17 protein-coding genes are annotated in these 16,719 nt (G+C 51.2%); 3 read left to right on the forward strand and 14 right to left on the reverse strand.

Translation table 11 applies throughout. The features are described 5' to 3' along the window. Positions 1–17: 17 nt before the first annotated feature. Positions 18–1,127 carry an aspartate-semialdehyde dehydrogenase gene (gene asd, locus JK216_RS04205; protein WP_212707369.1) on the reverse strand — a complete coding sequence of 370 codons (1,110 nt, stop codon included), beginning with the start codon at positions 1,125–1,127 and terminating at the stop codon, positions 18–20. Between the two features lie 301 nt (positions 1,128–1,428). Here asd and JK216_RS04210 point away from each other — a divergent pair, with 301 nt between their 5' ends. Next, positions 1,429–2,022 carry a YhgN family NAAT transporter gene (locus JK216_RS04210; RefSeq protein ID WP_212707368.1) on the forward strand — a complete coding sequence of 198 codons (594 nt, stop codon included), beginning with the start codon at positions 1,429–1,431 and terminating at the stop codon, positions 2,020–2,022. Positions 2,023–2,073: 51 nt separating this feature from the next. On the opposite strand, the gene gntU is transcribed toward JK216_RS04210, so the two are convergent. From gntU to JK216_RS04230, 4 genes are all read right to left on the reverse strand, one after another. Then, a complete protein-coding gene (gene gntU, locus JK216_RS04215; RefSeq protein WP_212707430.1) occupies positions 2,074–3,414 on the reverse strand; it encodes a gluconate transporter in 1,341 nt (446 codons plus the stop codon). Positions 3,415–3,426: 12 nt separating this feature from the next. Continuing rightward, complete coding sequence (gene gntK, locus JK216_RS04220) at positions 3,427–3,957, reverse strand: gluconokinase (RefSeq protein WP_212707367.1); 531 nt, start codon at positions 3,955–3,957, stop codon at positions 3,427–3,429. Between the two features lie 131 nt (positions 3,958–4,088). Beyond that, positions 4,089–5,084: a gluconate operon transcriptional repressor GntR gene (gene gntR / locus JK216_RS04225; RefSeq protein ID WP_212707366.1), complete on the reverse strand. Its 996-nt coding sequence runs from the start codon at positions 5,082–5,084 to the stop codon at positions 4,089–4,091. Between the two features lie 110 nt (positions 5,085–5,194). Then, the gene (locus tag JK216_RS04230) at positions 5,195–5,890 is read right to left on the reverse strand and encodes a pirin family protein (RefSeq protein WP_212711376.1); all 696 of its coding nucleotides are present in this window, start codon (positions 5,888–5,890) and stop codon (positions 5,195–5,197) included. A 427-nt stretch (positions 5,891–6,317) separates the two neighbouring features. On the opposite strand from JK216_RS04230, the gene JK216_RS04235 reads away from it, so the two are divergent. Then, positions 6,318–6,584, forward strand: a complete 267-nt coding sequence (locus JK216_RS04235; RefSeq protein WP_212707364.1) for a DUF2756 domain-containing protein — start codon at positions 6,318–6,320, stop codon at positions 6,582–6,584. 35 nt (positions 6,585–6,619) lie between these two features. On the opposite strand, the gene ugpQ is transcribed toward JK216_RS04235, so the two are convergent. From ugpQ to ugpB, 5 genes are all read right to left on the reverse strand, one after another. Beyond that, the gene (ugpQ, locus tag JK216_RS04240) at positions 6,620–7,363 is read right to left on the reverse strand and encodes a glycerophosphodiester phosphodiesterase (protein WP_212711377.1); all 744 of its coding nucleotides are present in this window, start codon (positions 7,361–7,363) and stop codon (positions 6,620–6,622) included. Further along, positions 7,360–8,433, reverse strand: coding sequence for a sn-glycerol-3-phosphate import ATP-binding protein UgpC (locus tag JK216_RS04245; protein ID WP_212711378.1), 1,074 nt, complete (start codon positions 8,431–8,433; stop codon positions 7,360–7,362). Before JK216_RS04245 ends, ugpQ begins: the two co-directional genes overlap by 4 nt. Before the next feature lie 2 nt (positions 8,434–8,435). Then, positions 8,436–9,281, reverse strand: a complete 846-nt coding sequence (gene ugpE, locus JK216_RS04250) for a sn-glycerol-3-phosphate ABC transporter permease UgpE (protein ID WP_212707361.1) — start codon at positions 9,279–9,281, stop codon at positions 8,436–8,438. After that, the gene (gene ugpA, locus JK216_RS04255) at positions 9,278–10,165 is read right to left on the reverse strand and encodes a sn-glycerol-3-phosphate ABC transporter permease UgpA (RefSeq protein WP_212707360.1); all 888 of its coding nucleotides are present in this window, start codon (positions 10,163–10,165) and stop codon (positions 9,278–9,280) included. The genes ugpE and ugpA overlap by 4 nt, the downstream gene beginning before the upstream one ends. Positions 10,166–10,261: 96 nt before the next feature. Next, on the reverse strand, positions 10,262–11,581 hold the full coding sequence (gene ugpB, locus JK216_RS04260) for a sn-glycerol-3-phosphate ABC transporter substrate-binding protein UgpB (RefSeq protein WP_212707359.1): 1,320 nt from the start codon (positions 11,579–11,581) through the stop codon (positions 10,262–10,264). Positions 11,582–11,767: 186 nt separating this feature from the next. Between ugpB and panM the strand changes: the two genes are divergently transcribed. Then, positions 11,768–12,160 carry an aspartate 1-decarboxylase autocleavage activator PanM gene (panM, locus tag JK216_RS04265; protein WP_212711379.1) on the forward strand — a complete coding sequence of 131 codons (393 nt, stop codon included), beginning with the start codon at positions 11,768–11,770 and terminating at the stop codon, positions 12,158–12,160. Between the two features lie 60 nt (positions 12,161–12,220). Here the strand turns inward: panM and rpoH are convergent, their stop codons facing one another. From rpoH to ftsY, 4 genes are all read right to left on the reverse strand, one after another. After that, on the reverse strand, positions 12,221–13,078 hold the full coding sequence (gene rpoH, locus JK216_RS04270) for an RNA polymerase sigma factor RpoH (protein ID WP_212707357.1): 858 nt from the start codon (positions 13,076–13,078) through the stop codon (positions 12,221–12,223). A 245-nt stretch (positions 13,079–13,323) separates the two neighbouring features. Continuing rightward, complete coding sequence (ftsX, locus tag JK216_RS04275; protein WP_212707356.1) at positions 13,324–14,352, reverse strand: permease-like cell division protein FtsX; 1,029 nt, start codon at positions 14,350–14,352, stop codon at positions 13,324–13,326. After that, positions 14,349–15,011: a cell division ATP-binding protein FtsE gene (ftsE, locus tag JK216_RS04280; RefSeq protein ID WP_029685343.1), complete on the reverse strand. Its 663-nt coding sequence runs from the start codon at positions 15,009–15,011 to the stop codon at positions 14,349–14,351. The genes ftsX and ftsE overlap by 4 nt, the downstream gene beginning before the upstream one ends. 5 nt (positions 15,012–15,016) lie before the next feature. Next, the gene (gene ftsY / locus JK216_RS04285; protein WP_212707355.1) at positions 15,017–16,579 is read right to left on the reverse strand and encodes a signal recognition particle-docking protein FtsY; all 1,563 of its coding nucleotides are present in this window, start codon (positions 16,577–16,579) and stop codon (positions 15,017–15,019) included. Between the last annotated feature and the right edge of the window lie 140 nt (positions 16,580–16,719).

Here is a 16,719-nt window from a genome sequence, read left to right on the forward strand (position 1 = left end):
TTCACCTTTATGACCGCTTAACCTGCCAGCTGACGCAGCATTCTTCTCAGAGGCTCAGCAGCCCCCCATAGCAGCTGATCACCCACCGTAAAGGCCGACAGGTATTCAGGACCCATATTCAGTTTACGCAACCGGCCTACCGGGGTATTCAGCGTACCTGTCACCGCCGCAGGTGTCAGTTCACGCATAGTCAGTTCACGATCATTAGGGATTACTCTGGCCCATTCATTATGTCCCGCCAGCAGCTGTTCAATTTCAGCCAGCGGAATATCTTTTTTCAGTTTCAGGGTAAACGCCTGACTATGGCAACGCAGAGCACCAACCCGCACACATAAGCCGTCTACCGGTACTGGCTGGCGGGTCGCAAGGATCTTATTAGTCTCCGCCTGGCCTTTCCACTCTTCGCGGCTCTGCCCGTTATCCAGCTGTTTATCAATCCACGGGATAAGACTGCCTGCCAGCGGCACACCGAAGTTATCCGCAGGTAAGGTACCGGAACGGGTTAACTCTGTTACCTTACGCTCAATATCCAGAATCGCTGACGCAGGATCCTGCAACTCTTTCGCGACATGATTATGCAGCATGCCCATCTGGCTTAATAATTCACGCATATGCCGGGCACCGCCCCCGGAAGCCGCCTGGTAAGTCGCGACTGAGGCCCATTCCACTAAATCCTGTGTAAACAGGCCACCGAGTGACATCAGCATCAGACTGACAGTACAGTTACCGCCGACAAAGGTTTTGATGCCTTTATCCAGTCCCTGATGAATAACCTGCTGGTTTACCGGATCAAGAATAATAATGGCATCATCGTTCATCCGCAGGGTTGACGCTGCATCAATCCAGTATCCCTGCCAGCCAGATGCCCGCAGTCTGGGATAGATCTCGCTGGTATAATCGCCCCCCTGGCAGGTCACGATAATATCCAGCGCCCGTAATGCGTCAATATCTCCCGCATCCTGTAACACACCATTCTGACCGCCGCCAAACGCAGGCGCCGGTTGTCCGTGCTGTGAAGTGGAGAAAAAGATCGGATTGATACTGTCAAAATCACGTTCTTCTGTCATTCTCGACATCAGTACGGAACCCACCATACCGCGCCAGCCAATAAAACCTACATTTTTCATGTTATGCCTGCTTATCCTGTATTCTGAGCCAGATTTTTCCACGCCATACCGTCAGGAACATTGACAACGGACCAGAGGATTATACGATCCCTGAGTCACCAGATTCCGGTCCGGTGCTTATTAATGAAAAAAAATTCACTAAAATACCCCTGCAGGGTACTCAGTGTCATAATCATATTTACCTGTAACCCCCAACTCTACAAAATGCACACTGTCTGGCAAGTGAATTAATTCGATACGCCGGGCATTTTCAACAATTGCACTAATAGTTGTCGTTTAGCTAAAGGATACTAACGCTCTTATGACCGAAATGATTTCTGCCACTGTACTGCTTCTGCTGATCATGGATCCGCTGGGTAACCTGCCGATCTTTATGTCAGTGCTTAAACATCTGGAACCCCGGCGGCGGCGTATCGTCATTATTCGTGAACTGTTAATTGCGTTAGCTATTATGCTGCTGTTTCTGTTTACCGGCGAAAAAATACTGTCGTTCCTTAATTTGCGGGCAGAAACCGTGTCTATTTCCGGCGGAATTATTTTATTTCTGATCGCGATAAAAATGATTTTCCCCGGACCTGACAATGAAAGTTCCGGGCTGCCGGCAGGCGAAGAACCTTTCCTGGTTCCCCTCGCCATTCCGCTGGTGGCAGGGCCGTCGCTGCTGGCAACCCTGATGCTGATGTCTCACCAGTATCCTGGTCAGCCGGGGACGCTGGTCGTGGCACTGCTGCTCGCCTGGGCGATTACCTCGACCATTCTGTTACTGTCCGGTGTCTTTTTACGGTTGCTGGGGAATAAAGGGGTCAATGCGCTGGAACGGCTGATGGGGCTGATTTTGATTATGCTGGCAACACAAATGTTTCTCGACGGTATCCGCGCCTATATGAAATTATAAAAAAATGCCGCAGCAGGTGACCTGCTGCGGCATTTTACACGGGACAACTCCTTAACTAAGTAACCAGAAAGCGATCATGCCGATAACCCCGCCGGTCGTCCCCAGAATAGTTTCCATCAGAGTCCAGGTCTTCAAAGTCTGCGCTTCAGATGCTCCGGTAAAACGGCCAAATAACCAGAACCCCGCATCATTCACGTGACTACAGATAATAGATCCGCCGCCGATACAGACAGAGAGGGCTGCCAGCTGAGCACCACTGTAATGAAGCGGGGTGATCACCGGCATAATCAGTCCGACTGCCGTCAGACAGGCAACAGTCGCAGAGCCCTGGATAATCCTGACAACACCGGCCAGAATAAAACACGCCACCGCAACCGGCATACCGGCACCGGCAACAGCATCACCCAGTGCCGGCCCCACACCGGAGTCCACCAGTACCTGTTTGAATACCCCGCCGGCACCTATCACCAGCAGAATAATCCCCGCAGGCTGTAATGCTTCACCACAGATCTGCATGATACGGGTTTTGTCCATCCCCTGACGGTAAGCCAGGCCATAGATGGTAATAAGGCAGGCCAGTAAAATGGCAATAAACGGATGGCCGATAAACTCCAGCAGGTGATCCAGCGACGAGCCCTGAGTTACAAAATGTGCCCCGATGGTTTTTAACCCGACCAGCACTAACGGAAATAATATCAGTGAGATACTGAAACCAAAGGAAGGTAACTGATGGGTTCCGGCTGGCGGCGGCACATCATCTTCCGGCAATGAAAAATGCACATGCCGGGAAATAAAACTGCCAAATAATGGCCCGGCAATCAGCATACCGGGAATGGCGGCGCACAGTCCTAACAGGATCATCCAGCCAAAATCAGCATGCATCTGGGCAGCCACCAGCATCGGCGCAGGCCCCGGCAGTACGAAAGCCGCTGCAGCGGCTACCCCGGCGAATAACGGGATAACCAGCCGTACCAGGTTACCGCCGGTACGTCTGGCAACGGCGAAGGCAATACTGATCAGTAATACAATCGCCACTTCGAAAAACAGTGGCAGCGCACAGATAAATCCGGCGATCCCCATCGCATAATGGGCACGCTTTTCACCAAAAGTTTTCAGCATACGGATCGCTATCTGATCCACCGCCCCTGTTTCATGTAAAATTTTCCCGAACATGGCCCCCAGTCCGACGACAATCGCCAGAAAACCCAGGGTTCCGCCCATGCCTGCCTGCATTGCTTCGGTAATTTTTTCCAGCGGCATTCCGGACATAATCCCAGCACCGACCGACACTAACATCAGGGCCACAAAAGCATGCATCCGTGCTTTCATTACTAACAATAGTAACAGCAGCACAGATCCCGCTGCCGTTAATACCAGTGTAGCGGTACTCATCATTATCTGCCCTTACTGAATCGCGTGTTTTATCGCTGCAACGGTATCCGCAACAACCTGATCAACAGACTGACGGATATCTACCGTAATCACATCGTGTTCATTCTCAGCAGGTTCCTGCAGGGTGGCGAACTGAGTCACCAGCATTGCCGGTTTAAAGAAATGCCCTTTCCGTGCTTTAAGGCGTGATTCTATGGTGTCAAAATCACCTTTCAGATAGATAAAGTTAAGATTGTGATTCCCTTGCCGCAGGATATCACGGTAACTTTTCTTCAGGGACGAGCACACAATTAACGATACAGCCTGAGTACGCTGCATCGCAAAAGCCGCATCATTAATTGCCTGTAGCCAGGGCTGACGATCCTGGTCATTCAGGGGGTGCCCGTCGGCCATTTTTAAGATATTGGCTCTCGGATGCAGAAAATCACCATCGAGAAATGCGGTTTGCAGCTGGTGGGCGACACGGCTTGCAACCACCGATTTCCCACTGCCGGAAACGCCCATCAGAATAAACACATAATGATTTGAAGAGGGTGTAGTCATTTTTTGCTCCGACTGTAGATACAGTAATGTTACCGATAACAATTGATTAAAACATTGTCATGACCCGGACAATTACTGGCAACAGCTTTGGCAAATAAAACATCAAACTGTGAACTGAATCATAAAATCAGCTAAACACTGCCGCCACGATACAGACTGAAACCCAGGTTACGGACTTTGTCTGTCACCGTTTCACCTCGCAGACGTTGCAACAGCATGGCGGCCGCCGTTTCTCCGATTTGTTTACGGGGAGTTATCACCGTGGCCAGTGCCGGTGAGACCACCCGGGTAATATCGTGCCCATGGAACCCCATAATGGCTATCTGTTGCGGAACGGCAATCCCCTGCCGCTGACATTCAAACATCGCCCCGACGGCCAGGTCATCGTTCGTACAACACAGGCTGTCCATACGGGGAAAGCGCTGCAGGGCATGGCGCAACAACACTGCCCCCGTGGTAAATGAAGAGGGCATTTCGTCCATCACACTCTGTGGTTCAAGGCCGGCTTCACGCATCGCCAGCACGTAACCCTGCTGTTTTTGCAGGGTACGTTCATCAAGGCGGGCCCCCAGATAAACCACTGACCGGTAACCGTGACTGATCAGCATCCGGGTCATTTGCCGGGCAGCGTCTACATTATCAAACCCGACAGCCATATCGAGGCAGGGAGAGACTGAGTCCATAATTTCAACCACCGGGATACCGGCTGTTTCCAGCATCCGTAAGGTTGCCGGGGTATGGGTTCGCTCGGTGAGGATCACCCCGTCGACATTCCATCCCAGTAATGAACGCAGCTGTCGTTCCTCTTTTTCTGGCTGATAACCAAAGTGAGCCACCAGCGTCTGGTACCCCGCATTATCCGTCACGGCTTCAATGCCCTGCAGCACATCGGCAAACACATGGTTGGTCAGTGAGGGTAACAAAACACCGATGGCGCGGCTGGTCGCGCTGGACAGCATATCCGGTACACGGTTAGGGATATACCCGAGCTCATCCAGTACTCTCCCTATTTTCTCCCCCAATGCGGCAGAGACCTGGCCGGGGTTACGTAAATAGCGGCTGACTGTCATTTTTGTGACACCCAGCTGGTCGGCAACATCCTGAAGCACGGGTCTTTTTTTCTTCATTGTTATCGCAACTCACACCAGAGAAATTAGGCAGAGTTTAGCATCAATTCCGCAGACAAAATGCCCCGCCGGCGATCATTCCGGCAGGGCCCTGGTGTTGGAGATTATTTTCAGACCGGGGGTAAATCAAAGATAAGAATTTCGGCGTCACTGTCAGCAGTGATCTGTAATTCGGCTTCATCGCGGATAGCCAGAGCATCGCTGGTATTCACCTGTTGCCCATTGATGGTCAGACGGCCTTTTACCACCTGAACCCAGATATTACGCCCCGCTTGCGGTGATAATATCCCCTGCTCCCCGGTCACTAATGCCCAGCGGGATAATGTCATATCCTGCCAGACGGTGAGCGAGTCTTCCCGGCCATCGGGTGTCAATACCCACTGCCGTCCCTGCTGGTCAGCAAATCGCCGTTGTCCATAGCGGGGAGTGATGCCGGTAGTCTGCGGAATAATCCAGATCTGGTACAGATGTAACGGCTCTGTGCCACTGGGATTATATTCTGAGTGACGGACACCGGTCCCGGCACTCATTATCTGAAATTCCCCCGCCGGAATCTGTTCTTTATTGCCCATACTGTCCTGATGTTCCACCGTTCCGGACAGAACATAGGTCAGAATTTCCATATCTTTATGGGGATGGGTTCCGAATCCCTGCCCCGGAGCAATAATATCTTCGTTGATTACCCTGAGTGCCGAAAATCCCATAAAATCCGGGTCATGATAGCCGGCAAAGGAAAAAGTATGCCAGCTTTCCAGCCAGCCATGCTGTGCATAACCACGGTCCTGCGCTTTACGTAAATAAATCATTCGCTAATCCTCCGTTTTTTATAGTCTGACCCCGAACTGCCTGAAAAAATAGCGGAAAAAGTTCATGGGTCTGTTCAAAAAAAATGAAGGTTGCTGCTGGCAGGCTGTGGGCAAAAAAAAGCCAGCCTGACGGCTGGCAAAAAATACTGGAAGCAATGTGAGCAATGTCGTGTCTTCACCAGCTATCTGAGTGAGATGTCTCGTGAAGACAACTGAATAATAATCATTATCATTATCACTTGTAAAGATAAATTTTGCTTTTTTATCACTACGCCGCGTAGCTGATGTTTCAGCGGAAAACCGCACTAGCCGGGAAAAAAACTGTGACCGCCTTTGAGAAGATACGTTTTCTGCACGACAAAGGCCCGTTATCCGCAGGCCGCTGCAGAAACTCTGTTGTCAGATGAGATTCAGACCGGAGGTCACAATGAAAAAAATGCTACTGACAGTGCTTATTGCTGCCTGTCCTCTGCTGGCCGCTGCAGCGCTCAATAATGATCCTTCAGGAGTTCGCCCGCCGGACAGGATGTATAACCCGTCACAACAACGCATGCTGAATCAGATGCAAATGCAGCAGCAACAGCAGCAAATGCAACTGCGTAATGATCAGCAGATGGAGTCACAGGCATTACAGCAAAAAATACAACAGCAACAAAACCGCGCACAGCAGCGTATTACTCATGCACAACCCTGATATATCACGGGCGGGGAAAGAACCCGCCCGTCAACTCAGCGAAAATCAGGACCGATATACTCAATATTATCCGTACAAATCATATCGACCCCCAGCCCGAGCAACTGCCGGGCCCGCTCTGGCTGATTAACCGTATAAGCCAGAATACGCAGCCCCGCCTCTTTCAGTAACCGGACACGTTCAGCATCCAGTAACCGGTGATTAAGGTGAATGGCCACACATCCCAGCCGGGTCGTCAGTTGCTGCCAGTCGTCGCGCCATTGGTCCAGTAACAGTCCGCGCGGAAGCCCCGGCACTGCCTGCTGTGCAGCCGCCAGTGCCTGCAGAGAAAAAGAAGACAATAACGGCGCCGTCTGACCCTGCCAGAGTTTTTCTGCTGCCAGTGCGACAGCACGGCCTGTCATCGTATCTTCACCGCGGGTCGGCTTAATTTCGATGTTTGCCAGCATCCTGTACTGGCGGCAACGTTCTGCAACCTGCGGCAGCGTCGCCAGAGGCTCTGCACTGAACTGCTCAGAAAACCAGCTGCCGGCATCCAGACCGGATAAGCTTTGCCATGTCTGCAGCCCGGCAATCCCGTGGCCGTTGGTCGTACGTTCCAGTGAATCATCATGCAGTAAGAAAACCTGCCCGTCGGCAGACAGTTTGGCATCAAATTCGATCATGGTATGACCGTAACGATGCCCGGTATCGATTGCCGCGAGGGTATTTTCAGGTGCATATTTTCCGCCGCCACGGTGGGCGACGATATGCGGATAGGGCCAGTGCTGATATATCATTCCAGACGTAATCCTGTGGTGGTATTAAATAAATGCCGTCCATGATACGGAAAGTCCAGCCAGAGTAATGTACCGGCTGCAGGCCGCTGTTCATGAGGTAACCGAACCACCAGCCGCTGACCACCGATTTTACCATGCACTAAATTATCTGCACCCAGGATTTCCAGCGTTTCCACCTGCATGGCTATCGCGCTGGCAGACTGAGCCACCGTCTGAATATGCTCAGGACGGATCCCCAGAGTCACCAGCTGATTCGCCAGTGCCGGCTGTTGTTCTGCCAGGAGTATCCGGCATTGCGGATCTATCACCAGCTCACGGCCATCGGCACTGACTTTGCCCGGCAGCAGATTCATCGCCGGTGAACCGATAAAACCGGCCACAAAAGTGGTAGCAGGTTTCTCATAAACTTGTGACGGAGTTCCCACCTGTTCCACCACGCCTTTATTCATCACCATCACCCGCTGGGCAAGCGTCATCGCTTCTACCTGATCATGGGTAACATAGAGACTGGTGGTGTTTAACCGCTGATGTAATTGCTGTAATTCCAGCCGCATCTGTGATCTTAGCCGGGCATCAAGGTTAGATAACGGTTCATCAAACAGGAACACTGAAGGCTCACGGACGATCGCCCTGCCCATGGCGACCCGCTGACGTTGTCCGCCTGACAGTTCACGCGGGTGGCGGGTCAGTAATGCATCCAGTTCCAGGCTACGGGCTGCATTCAGTACCCGCTGACGGATCTGCTCTTTACCCATACCACGGATCTTTAGTCCATAACCCATATTCTGCTCAACCGTCATATGCGGGTACAGCGCGTAGTTCTGGAATACCATCGCAATGCCACGCTCTTTTGGCTCCAGCCGGGTAACACACCGCTGATCAATATAGATATCACCGGAACTGACGGTTTCCAGTCCGGCAACCATCCGCAGTAACGTCGATTTACCGCACCCTGAAGGGCCGACCATTACCATAAATTCACCTTCATTAATGGTGATATCCAGAGGCTGGAGGATGCGGTTTTTACCGTCGTAAGATTTGGTGACTGCCTGAAAATGCACACTTGCCATAACTATTTCTCACTCTCTACCAGGCCTTTCACAAAGGCACGCTGCATAATAAGGACCACGACTAATGGCGGGATCAGAGTCAGTAACATCGCCGCCATCACCAGATTCCACTGGGTCACCCCTTCTCCCAGAGAAATCATGCTGCGGATCCCGGCGACCGCGGTACTCATCCGTGAATCACTGGTAATTAACAGAGGCCAGAGATACTGGTTCCAGCCGTATATAAATGTAATAACGAACAGTGCCGCCAGGTTAGTTTTCGATAAGGGTAAGACGATATCGAAGAAAAAACGCATCGGGCTGGCACCATCGATCCGCGCTGCTTCTATCAACTCGTTGGGCATCGACATAAAGAACTGACGAAACAGGAATGTCGCGGTGGCAGAAGCCATCATCGGCAGGATCAATCCGTTGTAGCTGTTCAGCATATGTAATTTTGAAATCACTTCCACGGTGGGGAAAATACGCACTTCCACCGGTAACATCAGAGTGATAAAAATCATCCAGAAAAAAAACTGCCGTAACGGGAAACGGAACCACACCAGCGCAAACGCAGAAATGATCGAAATAGCAATTTTACCGACCGTAATCCCCAGTGCCATGATGATGCTATTCAACAGCATCTGACCGATGGGCGGGCTGTTCGGGCTGACACCCCGGGTCCAAATCGTATCGATGTTTTGCCAGAAATGGCCGCCCGGCAACAGGGATATCGGGGACTGGAACACCTGATGGTTATCCATTGTGGCCGCAACAAAAGCGACATACAGCGGAAACAGAATAGTAAGGATCCCCAGCCATAACATGACGTGACTGAAGATATCTAATCCACGGCGATTTTCTATCATTGATAACGAACCTTACGTTCAATAAAACGGAACTGCACAACCGTCAGCAAAATCACAATGACCATCAGAACGACCGACTGTGCGGCTGATGAGCTGAGATCAAGACCAGTAAAACCTTCACGATAAATTTTATAAATCAGCGTGGTGGTTGACTGTACCGGCCCGCCCTGGGTGGCGGCATCTATCACCGGGAAGGTATCAAAGAAGGCATACACCAGATTGACTACCAGCAAAAAGAAACTGACGGGAGCGATCAGTGGTAACGAAAGATGTATAAAACGCCTGACCGGCCCGGCACCATCCAGCGCAGCCGCTTCGACCAGTGACCGGGGTATCGACTGTAATCCGGCAAAAAAGAACAGGAAGTTGTAACTGATCTGCTGCCATATGGAGGCCAGTACCACCAGGAACATCGCCTGGCCACTGTTTTGCGCATAGTTCCAGTTATAGCCAATACTTTGCAAAAAATGGCTGATAACACCCATCCCCGGGTTAAACAGGAACATCCAGAGTACCGCGGCAATCGCCGGAGCAACCGCATAAGGAAGCAGCAACAGGGTCTGATAGAACTTTTTCAGCCGCAGTACATGGTCGACCAGTGCCGCCAGAAATAACGAAATCAACAACCCGATACCCGCCACCAGAAAGCTGAAAACCAGGGTGGTTTTAAAGGAGTCCAGATAGTAAGGATCCCGGAATAGCTGAGTAAAATTCTCCAGCCCGACAAAATGTGCCGAAAAACCAAACGGGTCGAGGTTTAGTACCGAATACCACAAGGCTTCGGCGGCAGGCCAGATAAAGAAAATAACCGTAATCACAATCTGGGGCAGCAGCAGCAGATAAGGCAGTGTACGGTGACGAAAAACGGGACGAGAAGATGACATAAAACCCTGACCTCAGGCGGTAGACCTCCGGGCCGCGACTGTCAGTTATACTGGAGTAATCTCTGACAGACGCGGCTTTTTCCGCAGGTAATTTGACTAATTAACCTGCTGCTGGAAGCGACGAAGTAACTGATTACCACGTGTAACGGCATTATCCAGTGCTGCTTTCGGGGTTTCTTTCCCGGTCCAGACACTTTCCAGTTCTTCATCCACCACGGTACGGATCTGTGGCATATTGCCCAGACGCAGACCTTTAGTAAAGGCGAGCGGCGGCTTGTTCAGCATTTGTTTCATGGCGATATCAGCACCGGGGTTCTTCTGGTAGAAGCCCTGCTGGCGACTAAGATCATAGGCTGCCGTTGTTGCCGGCAGGTAACCGGTTTTCTGATGCCATTCGGCAGCAATTTCCGGCTGTGCAAGGTATTTCAGAAACTCAGCGACCCCTTTATAAGTTGCATCATTCTGACCACGCATCACCCACAGACTGGCTCCGCCAATCATGGCATTCTGCGGTGCGTTCTTCACTGTTTCATCGTATGGCATCATCCCGACACCAAAATTAAATTTGGCATACTGCCGGATATCTGCCAGAGAGGCGGACGAGGCGGTTGTCATTCCGCAGTCACCACTGTAGAACTTAGCAGTCGACTCATCTTTCCGCCCAAAGTAGGTAAAGGTACCTGCCTTGTTCATGCGTTCCAGCATCTCAATATGGCGAATCTGCTCAGGGCCATTAAACACCAGTTTGGCGTCTGTGCCATCAAACCCGTTATTCTCAGAAGCAAACGGCAGACCATGCCATGCACTGAATTCTTCGAGCTGAATCCAGCCTTGCCAGCCACTGGCATAACCGCAGCTCATCCCTGACTTACGCAGTGCAGCAGCATCCGCTTCAAGTTCCTGCCAGGTTTTTGGTGGCTGATCAGGATTCAGGCCGGCTTTTTTGAACGCATCCTTGTTGTAATACAGTACCGGTGTCGAGCTGTTAAAAGGCTCAGACAGCATATGACCGGTTTTTGCGTCACTGTAATAACCAACGATCGTCGGTACAAACTGCTGCTCATCAAAAGGCACACCGGCATCTTTAAAGACCTGATAGACCGGTTTAATCGCATGCGATGCCATCATGGTAGCCGTACCCACTTCATACACCTGTAATATTGCAGGTGCATCACCGCTGCGAACAGCAGCAATACCGGCCGCAAGGCTCTGTTCGTAGTTACCTTTGTACACCGGTACAATTTTATATTCCGGGTGTGTCTGGTTAAAACGCTGGGCCAGCGAATCAACTTCGGTACCCAGCCCGCCTTCCATGGAATGCCAGAAAGGTATTTCGGTCACAGCGAAAGCATTTCCGCTCAACCCTAATGCCAGCATTACACATGCGGCATGACGACGAAATTTAAGAACTGACATAGTTTTATCCTGTGGCATGATCGTGCGCTATGGGAAGTTCGCGAGGTAAAATGACACGGAAAAATGACAGAAAAATTAATATAAGATGACAGAGATATGACCGGGTAATGACAGATATCAGGAAAAGATCATAGTATCTTCGCCCGGATGCCTTTCCCCGGCCTGCCAACAGAACCGGATATCACCATGAGACTGACCATAGAACGACTGTCCGATCCCTCAGCACAGGACCTGGCTGACCTGAAGAAAATATGGCCGGAGACCCCGGCAGAACAGTACCTGAACAGCACGGATCACCCGGAATGGTATGTTGCCCGTTTTAATCAGCGGCTGCTGGCAGGGCTTGAATTACAGGTGCAACACCAGACCGGGAATATCCGGCAGTTCATGGTAAGGGAAGCCACCCGCAGACGCGGTGTCGGATATTTTTTGCTGGAAGAAACCCTGCGGATGAATCCGGCGATCAGCCACTGGGAAATCAGCACGGCAGGGTTCCCGTTTTCTGACGCGGCCTGCCTTTTTTTACAATACTGTGGTTTTCAGCCACAGCACCCGCAGTGCTGGTCTAAAACCCGTTGAATAACAGGCATAAAAAAGGGTGGCCATGGGCCACCCTGCTGTGACTGCACTGTCGTCTTATCATGCTTCGATAGCAACACGCAGTTTTTTCATCGCATTTTTTTCCAGCTGACGAACACGCTCAGCGGAAACACCGTACTTATCGGCCAGCTCCTGCAATGTGGTTTTGTTGTCATCATCCAGCCAGCGGGCGCGAATAATATGCTGGCTGCGTTCGTCGAGCCCCTGCATAGCATCACTGAGTTTGTCGGCTGCGTGTGATTCCCAGTTATCTTCTTCGATACCATCAGCAAAATCAGACGTTTTGTCCTGCAGATAAAACACCGGTGCTGCAGACTTACCCTCGGCATTTTCATCGTCCGGAGTCGGATCGAAAGTCATATCCTGAGCCGCCATCCGCGATTCCATCTCACGTACGTCTTTACTGCTGACACCCAGCTCGCGCGCCACCATTTCAACTTCATCCTGGTTAAACCAGCCAAGCCGCTGTTTGGTTTTACGCAGATTAAAGAATAACTTCCGCTGTGCTTTGGTGGTTGCTACTTTCACGATCCGCCAGTTACGCAGTACATATTCGTGAATTTCAGCTTTGATCCAGTGCACCGCGAACGAGACCAGACGCACACCCACTTCGGGGTTAAAACGGCGTACCGCCTTCATCAGACCGATATTACCTTCCTGAACAAGGTCAGCCTGAGGTAAACCATAACCTGCATAATTACGAGCGATATGAACCACAAAGCGCAAATGTGACAGGATCAGCTTTTTGGCTGCATCCAGATCGCCTTGGTAATGCAGCCGTTCAGCCAGCATTTTTTCCTCATCGGCTGTCAGCATCGGGCAGCCATTAGCCGCCCGGATATATGCATCAAGATTACCCAGAGGAGCAATAGCCAGAGCTTGCATTTCTTTGGTCATTCAAACCCTCTCAGAATTCATAAAAAATATTGCCTGATCCTTACAACCAGCACCTCTATTATGTCAGCCGTGTCAAAAGATCGAAAGCAATGCGTGCTATTAATCATTAAGACACAAAAGTTATCCACAGGTTCATTTTTACCTGTGAATATTTTGACAAGGCCCGGAGTACTGCGGGGAAAGCTCCTCTGCTCCCCGACCTTTGGCAACAGAGGAAAAGTATAGCAAAAAAATATTTCCCCTGATTACTGCGGTGTAAAACGGCGTAAATGTTGTGCCGTCGCCAGCCAGGCGGCTATCCAGCCCACCATCGCCGAAACCAGTAATAGCAGTAACGCTTCATCCCATGAGAAACCCGTAAGTGTAAAAGAAGTACTGAACACACTGGCGACATGGGAGACCACCGACTCCAGCCGGAAGACCAGAACCTCTGATAAAATCAGCGAGACAAAAGCGCCGGATAATCCAAGCATCGCACCGCCGTAAACAAAGGGGCGCAGAATAAAGCCATCCGTTGCACCGATCAGTTTCTGTACATTAATCGTATCGCGGCGGGCAAAAATACTCAGCCGGACACTGTTACCAATCACCAGGAAGACGGCCACCACCATCAGCAGCCCGATCATTAAAGCCACCTGACCGACAAGTCCGGTCAGAGCTGAAAGCCGGGCAAACCAGCTGTCATCCATCCGGACCTCATCAATACCACTCACTTTTGCTACCCGATCACGCAGGGTATTCATGGTCTCTGAATTCTGGAAATTCAGTGCCGGCGTGATAATCGCCACCGCTGGCAGAGGATTCTGCTCAAGCATATCCATCGCACCGCCAAATCCGGACCAGTTACGGAATTCATTCAGTGCTTCTTCTCGGCTGAGATAATCCACATGCTGCACGCCGTCTGTCTGTTTCAGCTGGTTAATCACATTCTGTGCTGCGTCATCATCCAGTGTTTTCGACAGATAGACCGTCAGCTGAGGTGCCGGATACCATTCGGTCGCAGCCTGATCGACGTTTTTCCAGACGATATAACAGACACTGGGCAGTGTCAGTGAAATAGCGATAACGGTTACCGTCAGTAAGGTCGCTAACGGCTGACGCAGCATATCGGCAAGCATTCCGCGCCAGGCATAATGCCATTGCTCCTGCCACCCGCCGCGCAGTGCTTTCTCTTTAGATACCCGTTTTGGCTTTGGCTTAGACCTTGGTCTGGCCGCTGCCGCAGGCGACTTTTTAACCCGCCGGTTAACCTGATTTCCCTTACCGAACTTCATGCCACTCCCCCATGTAAACGTCCCTGACTGAGGGTCATCACACGATAATTTCTACGGGAAATAAGAGACATATCATGAGTTGCCATCAATACAGTGACACCAACGCGGTTAAATTCTTCAAATAAACGCAGGATATCTTCAGATAAGGCGTGATCAAGATTACCGGTCGGTTCGTCCGCCAGTAATAATGCCGGTTTATTCACCACTGCTCTGGCGATACCAACACGTTGCTGCTCACCCCCGGAAAGTTGTATCGGAAAACTTTTCGCTTTATCGAGAAGGCCGACCTTATCCAGTGCGGCAGACACCCGGCGGCGGATATCTTCGCCACTGGCGCCGGAAATAATTAACGGGATGGCGATATTATCGTAGACCGTTCTGTCCATCAGCAAATGATGATCCTGAAAGATCATCCCGATTTGCCGGCGCAGGAACGGGATCTCGCTATTACGCAAACGCGTTATATTATGGCCGCTAAACCAGATTTGTCCGGCACTGGGACGTTCAATTCCGCAGATCAATTTGAGCAATGTACTTTTACCTGCTCCCGAATGACCTGTCAGAAACGCCATTTCTCCCTGACGCAGATGAAAATCCACACCCTGAAGCGCCTGGCGTCCCCCCAGATAAGCTTTACTGACCTCTTCAAAGCGAATCATCCAAATTAGTCCTCTCGGGCAAACAATGCCTCTATAAAATCGCCGGCCTTAAATGGCCGTAAATCATCAATGCCTTCACCGACACCAATGTACCGGATAGGAATATTGAACTGGTCAGCCACGGAGAAAATCACCCCGCCTTTAGCTGTACCATCCAGTTTAGTCAGTGTAATACCGCTCAGGCCAACGGCTTCATTGAATAATTTCGCCTGACTGATCGCATTCTGCCCGGTGCTGGCGTCCAGGGTCAGCATCACCTCATGGGGAGCGCTGTCATCCAGTTTGCTCATCACACGGGTGATTTTCTTCAGTTCTTCCATCAGGTGAGATTTATTCTGCAGACGCCCTGCGGTATCGGCGATCAGCACATCAATCCCGCGGGATTTAGCCGCCTGAATTGCATCGAAAATCACCGATGCTGAATCCGCGCCCGTGTGCTGGGCAACCACCGGAATATTGTTGCGTTTGCCCCAGACTTCCAGCTGTTCCACCGCAGCGGCACGGAAGGTATCTCCGGCGGCCAGCATGACCGATTTCCCCTGAGACTGAAACTGGCGTGCCAGCTTACCGATGGTCGTGGTTTTACCCACACCATTCACACCGACCATCAGGATAACAAAAGGTGTTTTTCCTTCAATATCCAGCGGTTGTTCAACTTTATCCAGAATGGAGGACATTTCGTCTTTTAACAGACCATAAAGCGCCTCCGCATCCCGTAACTGTTTCCGGCTGGCATGTTCTGTCAGACTGCCAATAATCTTACGGGTCGTTTCAACCCCGACATCGGCGATAAGTAGTTGTTCTTCAAGCTCTTCAAACAGATCATCATCGATTTTTTTACCGCGAAATAAACCGATAAAACCGGAGCCAAGATTCTGTCGTGTTTTCACCAGGCTGCGTTTTAAACGGGCAAAAAAACCTTCCCGTGTCGGACGTTCCTGCTCGGTAACTCTCGCTGATTCAGGGGCATCAACAACCTGCGCTTCCGGACTATTCTGAGACACGGAGGGAACGTTTTCGCTTTGCGTCGCGATCGTTGCCGGTATCTCCTGACGGCTTTCGACGACAGCCGCTGAGGATTCAGACAGGCTGTTACTGTCCTGAGCGGCGTGCTCCGGGACCGGAGCCGCAACAGGCATCTGCTGTTCAGCCACTTTCGCCGCCAGTAGCTGCTCCGTATCCGTGTCAGGTGCCGTAACGCCGGACATCACCCCGGGTTCCTGTATCAGGGTCACAGGTTCAGGCACGTCAGCCGTCACCGGCTGTTCTGTCTCCGGTGAAGCAACGTCAACCGGCTGGTCAGGGACTGCCGGTGGCCGTTGCGACTCAGCCTCTGTAATCTCAGCAGCCATATCTGCCGCCGCAGGTAGCTCTGAGGTTTCTTCTGTCACTACAGGAACATCTGTACTGCCGGCCGCAGGGGTTTCCGTATCAGATGCGGGATCCTGCGCAGGGCCAGCGTCCGGGGTTTCTTTTTGTTCTGCGGGTTGTTTTTCCGGTTCTGCGGTATCTTCATCGCGACCAAAACCCAGCCAGGAGAAAAAGCCCCGTTTTTTTTCTTTTGCCATTATCTAACGACACTCCTTTAGGCCCGAATCAGAGAACCGCGTCAGGTTCTGCCAGAAAAAATTCGGAACATAGATGTTAATTTATCAAATCCCTGCCGCGATCAGGCACCCGCAGAGATCGTGAAAGCATAGTCAGATAG

The organism is Tatumella sp. JGM94, assembly GCF_018257595.1.
Classification (GTDB): domain Bacteria; phylum Pseudomonadota; class Gammaproteobacteria; order Enterobacterales; family Enterobacteriaceae; genus Tatumella; species Tatumella punctata.

What these genes read in the sequence shown, in the direction of transcription:
- asd (WP_212707369.1), bottom strand. Translation starts at nt 1,127, where the DNA reads ATGAAAAATGTAGGTTTTATTGGCTGGCGCGGTATGGTGGGTTCCGTA.
- JK216_RS04210 (WP_212707368.1), top strand. Translation starts at nt 1,429, where the DNA reads ATGACCGAAATGATTTCTGCCACTGTACTGCTTCTGCTGATCATGGAT.
- gntU (WP_212707430.1), bottom strand. Translation starts at nt 3,414, where the DNA reads ATGAGTACCGCTACACTGGTATTAACGGCAGCGGGATCTGTGCTGCTG.
- gntK (WP_212707367.1), bottom strand. Translation starts at nt 3,957, where the DNA reads ATGACTACACCCTCTTCAAATCATTATGTGTTTATTCTGATGGGCGTT.
- gntR (WP_212707366.1), bottom strand. Translation starts at nt 5,084, where the DNA reads ATGAAGAAAAAAAGACCCGTGCTTCAGGATGTTGCCGACCAGCTGGGT.
- JK216_RS04230 (WP_212711376.1), bottom strand. Translation starts at nt 5,890, where the DNA reads ATGATTTATTTACGTAAAGCGCAGGACCGTGGTTATGCACAGCATGGC.
- JK216_RS04235 (WP_212707364.1), top strand. Translation starts at nt 6,318, where the DNA reads ATGAAAAAAATGCTACTGACAGTGCTTATTGCTGCCTGTCCTCTGCTG.
- ugpQ (WP_212711377.1), bottom strand. Translation starts at nt 7,363, where the DNA reads ATGATATATCAGCACTGGCCCTATCCGCATATCGTCGCCCACCGTGGC.
- JK216_RS04245 (WP_212711378.1), bottom strand. Translation starts at nt 8,433, where the DNA reads ATGGCAAGTGTGCATTTTCAGGCAGTCACCAAATCTTACGACGGTAAA.
- ugpE (WP_212707361.1), bottom strand. Translation starts at nt 9,281, where the DNA reads ATGATAGAAAATCGCCGTGGATTAGATATCTTCAGTCACGTCATGTTA.
- ugpA (WP_212707360.1), bottom strand. Translation starts at nt 10,165, where the DNA reads ATGTCATCTTCTCGTCCCGTTTTTCGTCACCGTACACTGCCTTATCTG.
- ugpB (WP_212707359.1), bottom strand. Translation starts at nt 11,581, where the DNA reads ATGTCAGTTCTTAAATTTCGTCGTCATGCCGCATGTGTAATGCTGGCA.
- panM (WP_212711379.1), top strand. Translation starts at nt 11,768, where the DNA reads ATGAGACTGACCATAGAACGACTGTCCGATCCCTCAGCACAGGACCTG.
- rpoH (WP_212707357.1), bottom strand. Translation starts at nt 13,078, where the DNA reads ATGACCAAAGAAATGCAAGCTCTGGCTATTGCTCCTCTGGGTAATCTT.
- ftsX (WP_212707356.1), bottom strand. Translation starts at nt 14,352, where the DNA reads ATGAAGTTCGGTAAGGGAAATCAGGTTAACCGGCGGGTTAAAAAGTCG.
- ftsE (WP_029685343.1), bottom strand. Translation starts at nt 15,011, where the DNA reads ATGATTCGCTTTGAAGAGGTCAGTAAAGCTTATCTGGGGGGACGCCAG.
- ftsY (WP_212707355.1), bottom strand. Translation starts at nt 16,579, where the DNA reads ATGGCAAAAGAAAAAAAACGGGGCTTTTTCTCCTGGCTGGGTTTTGGT.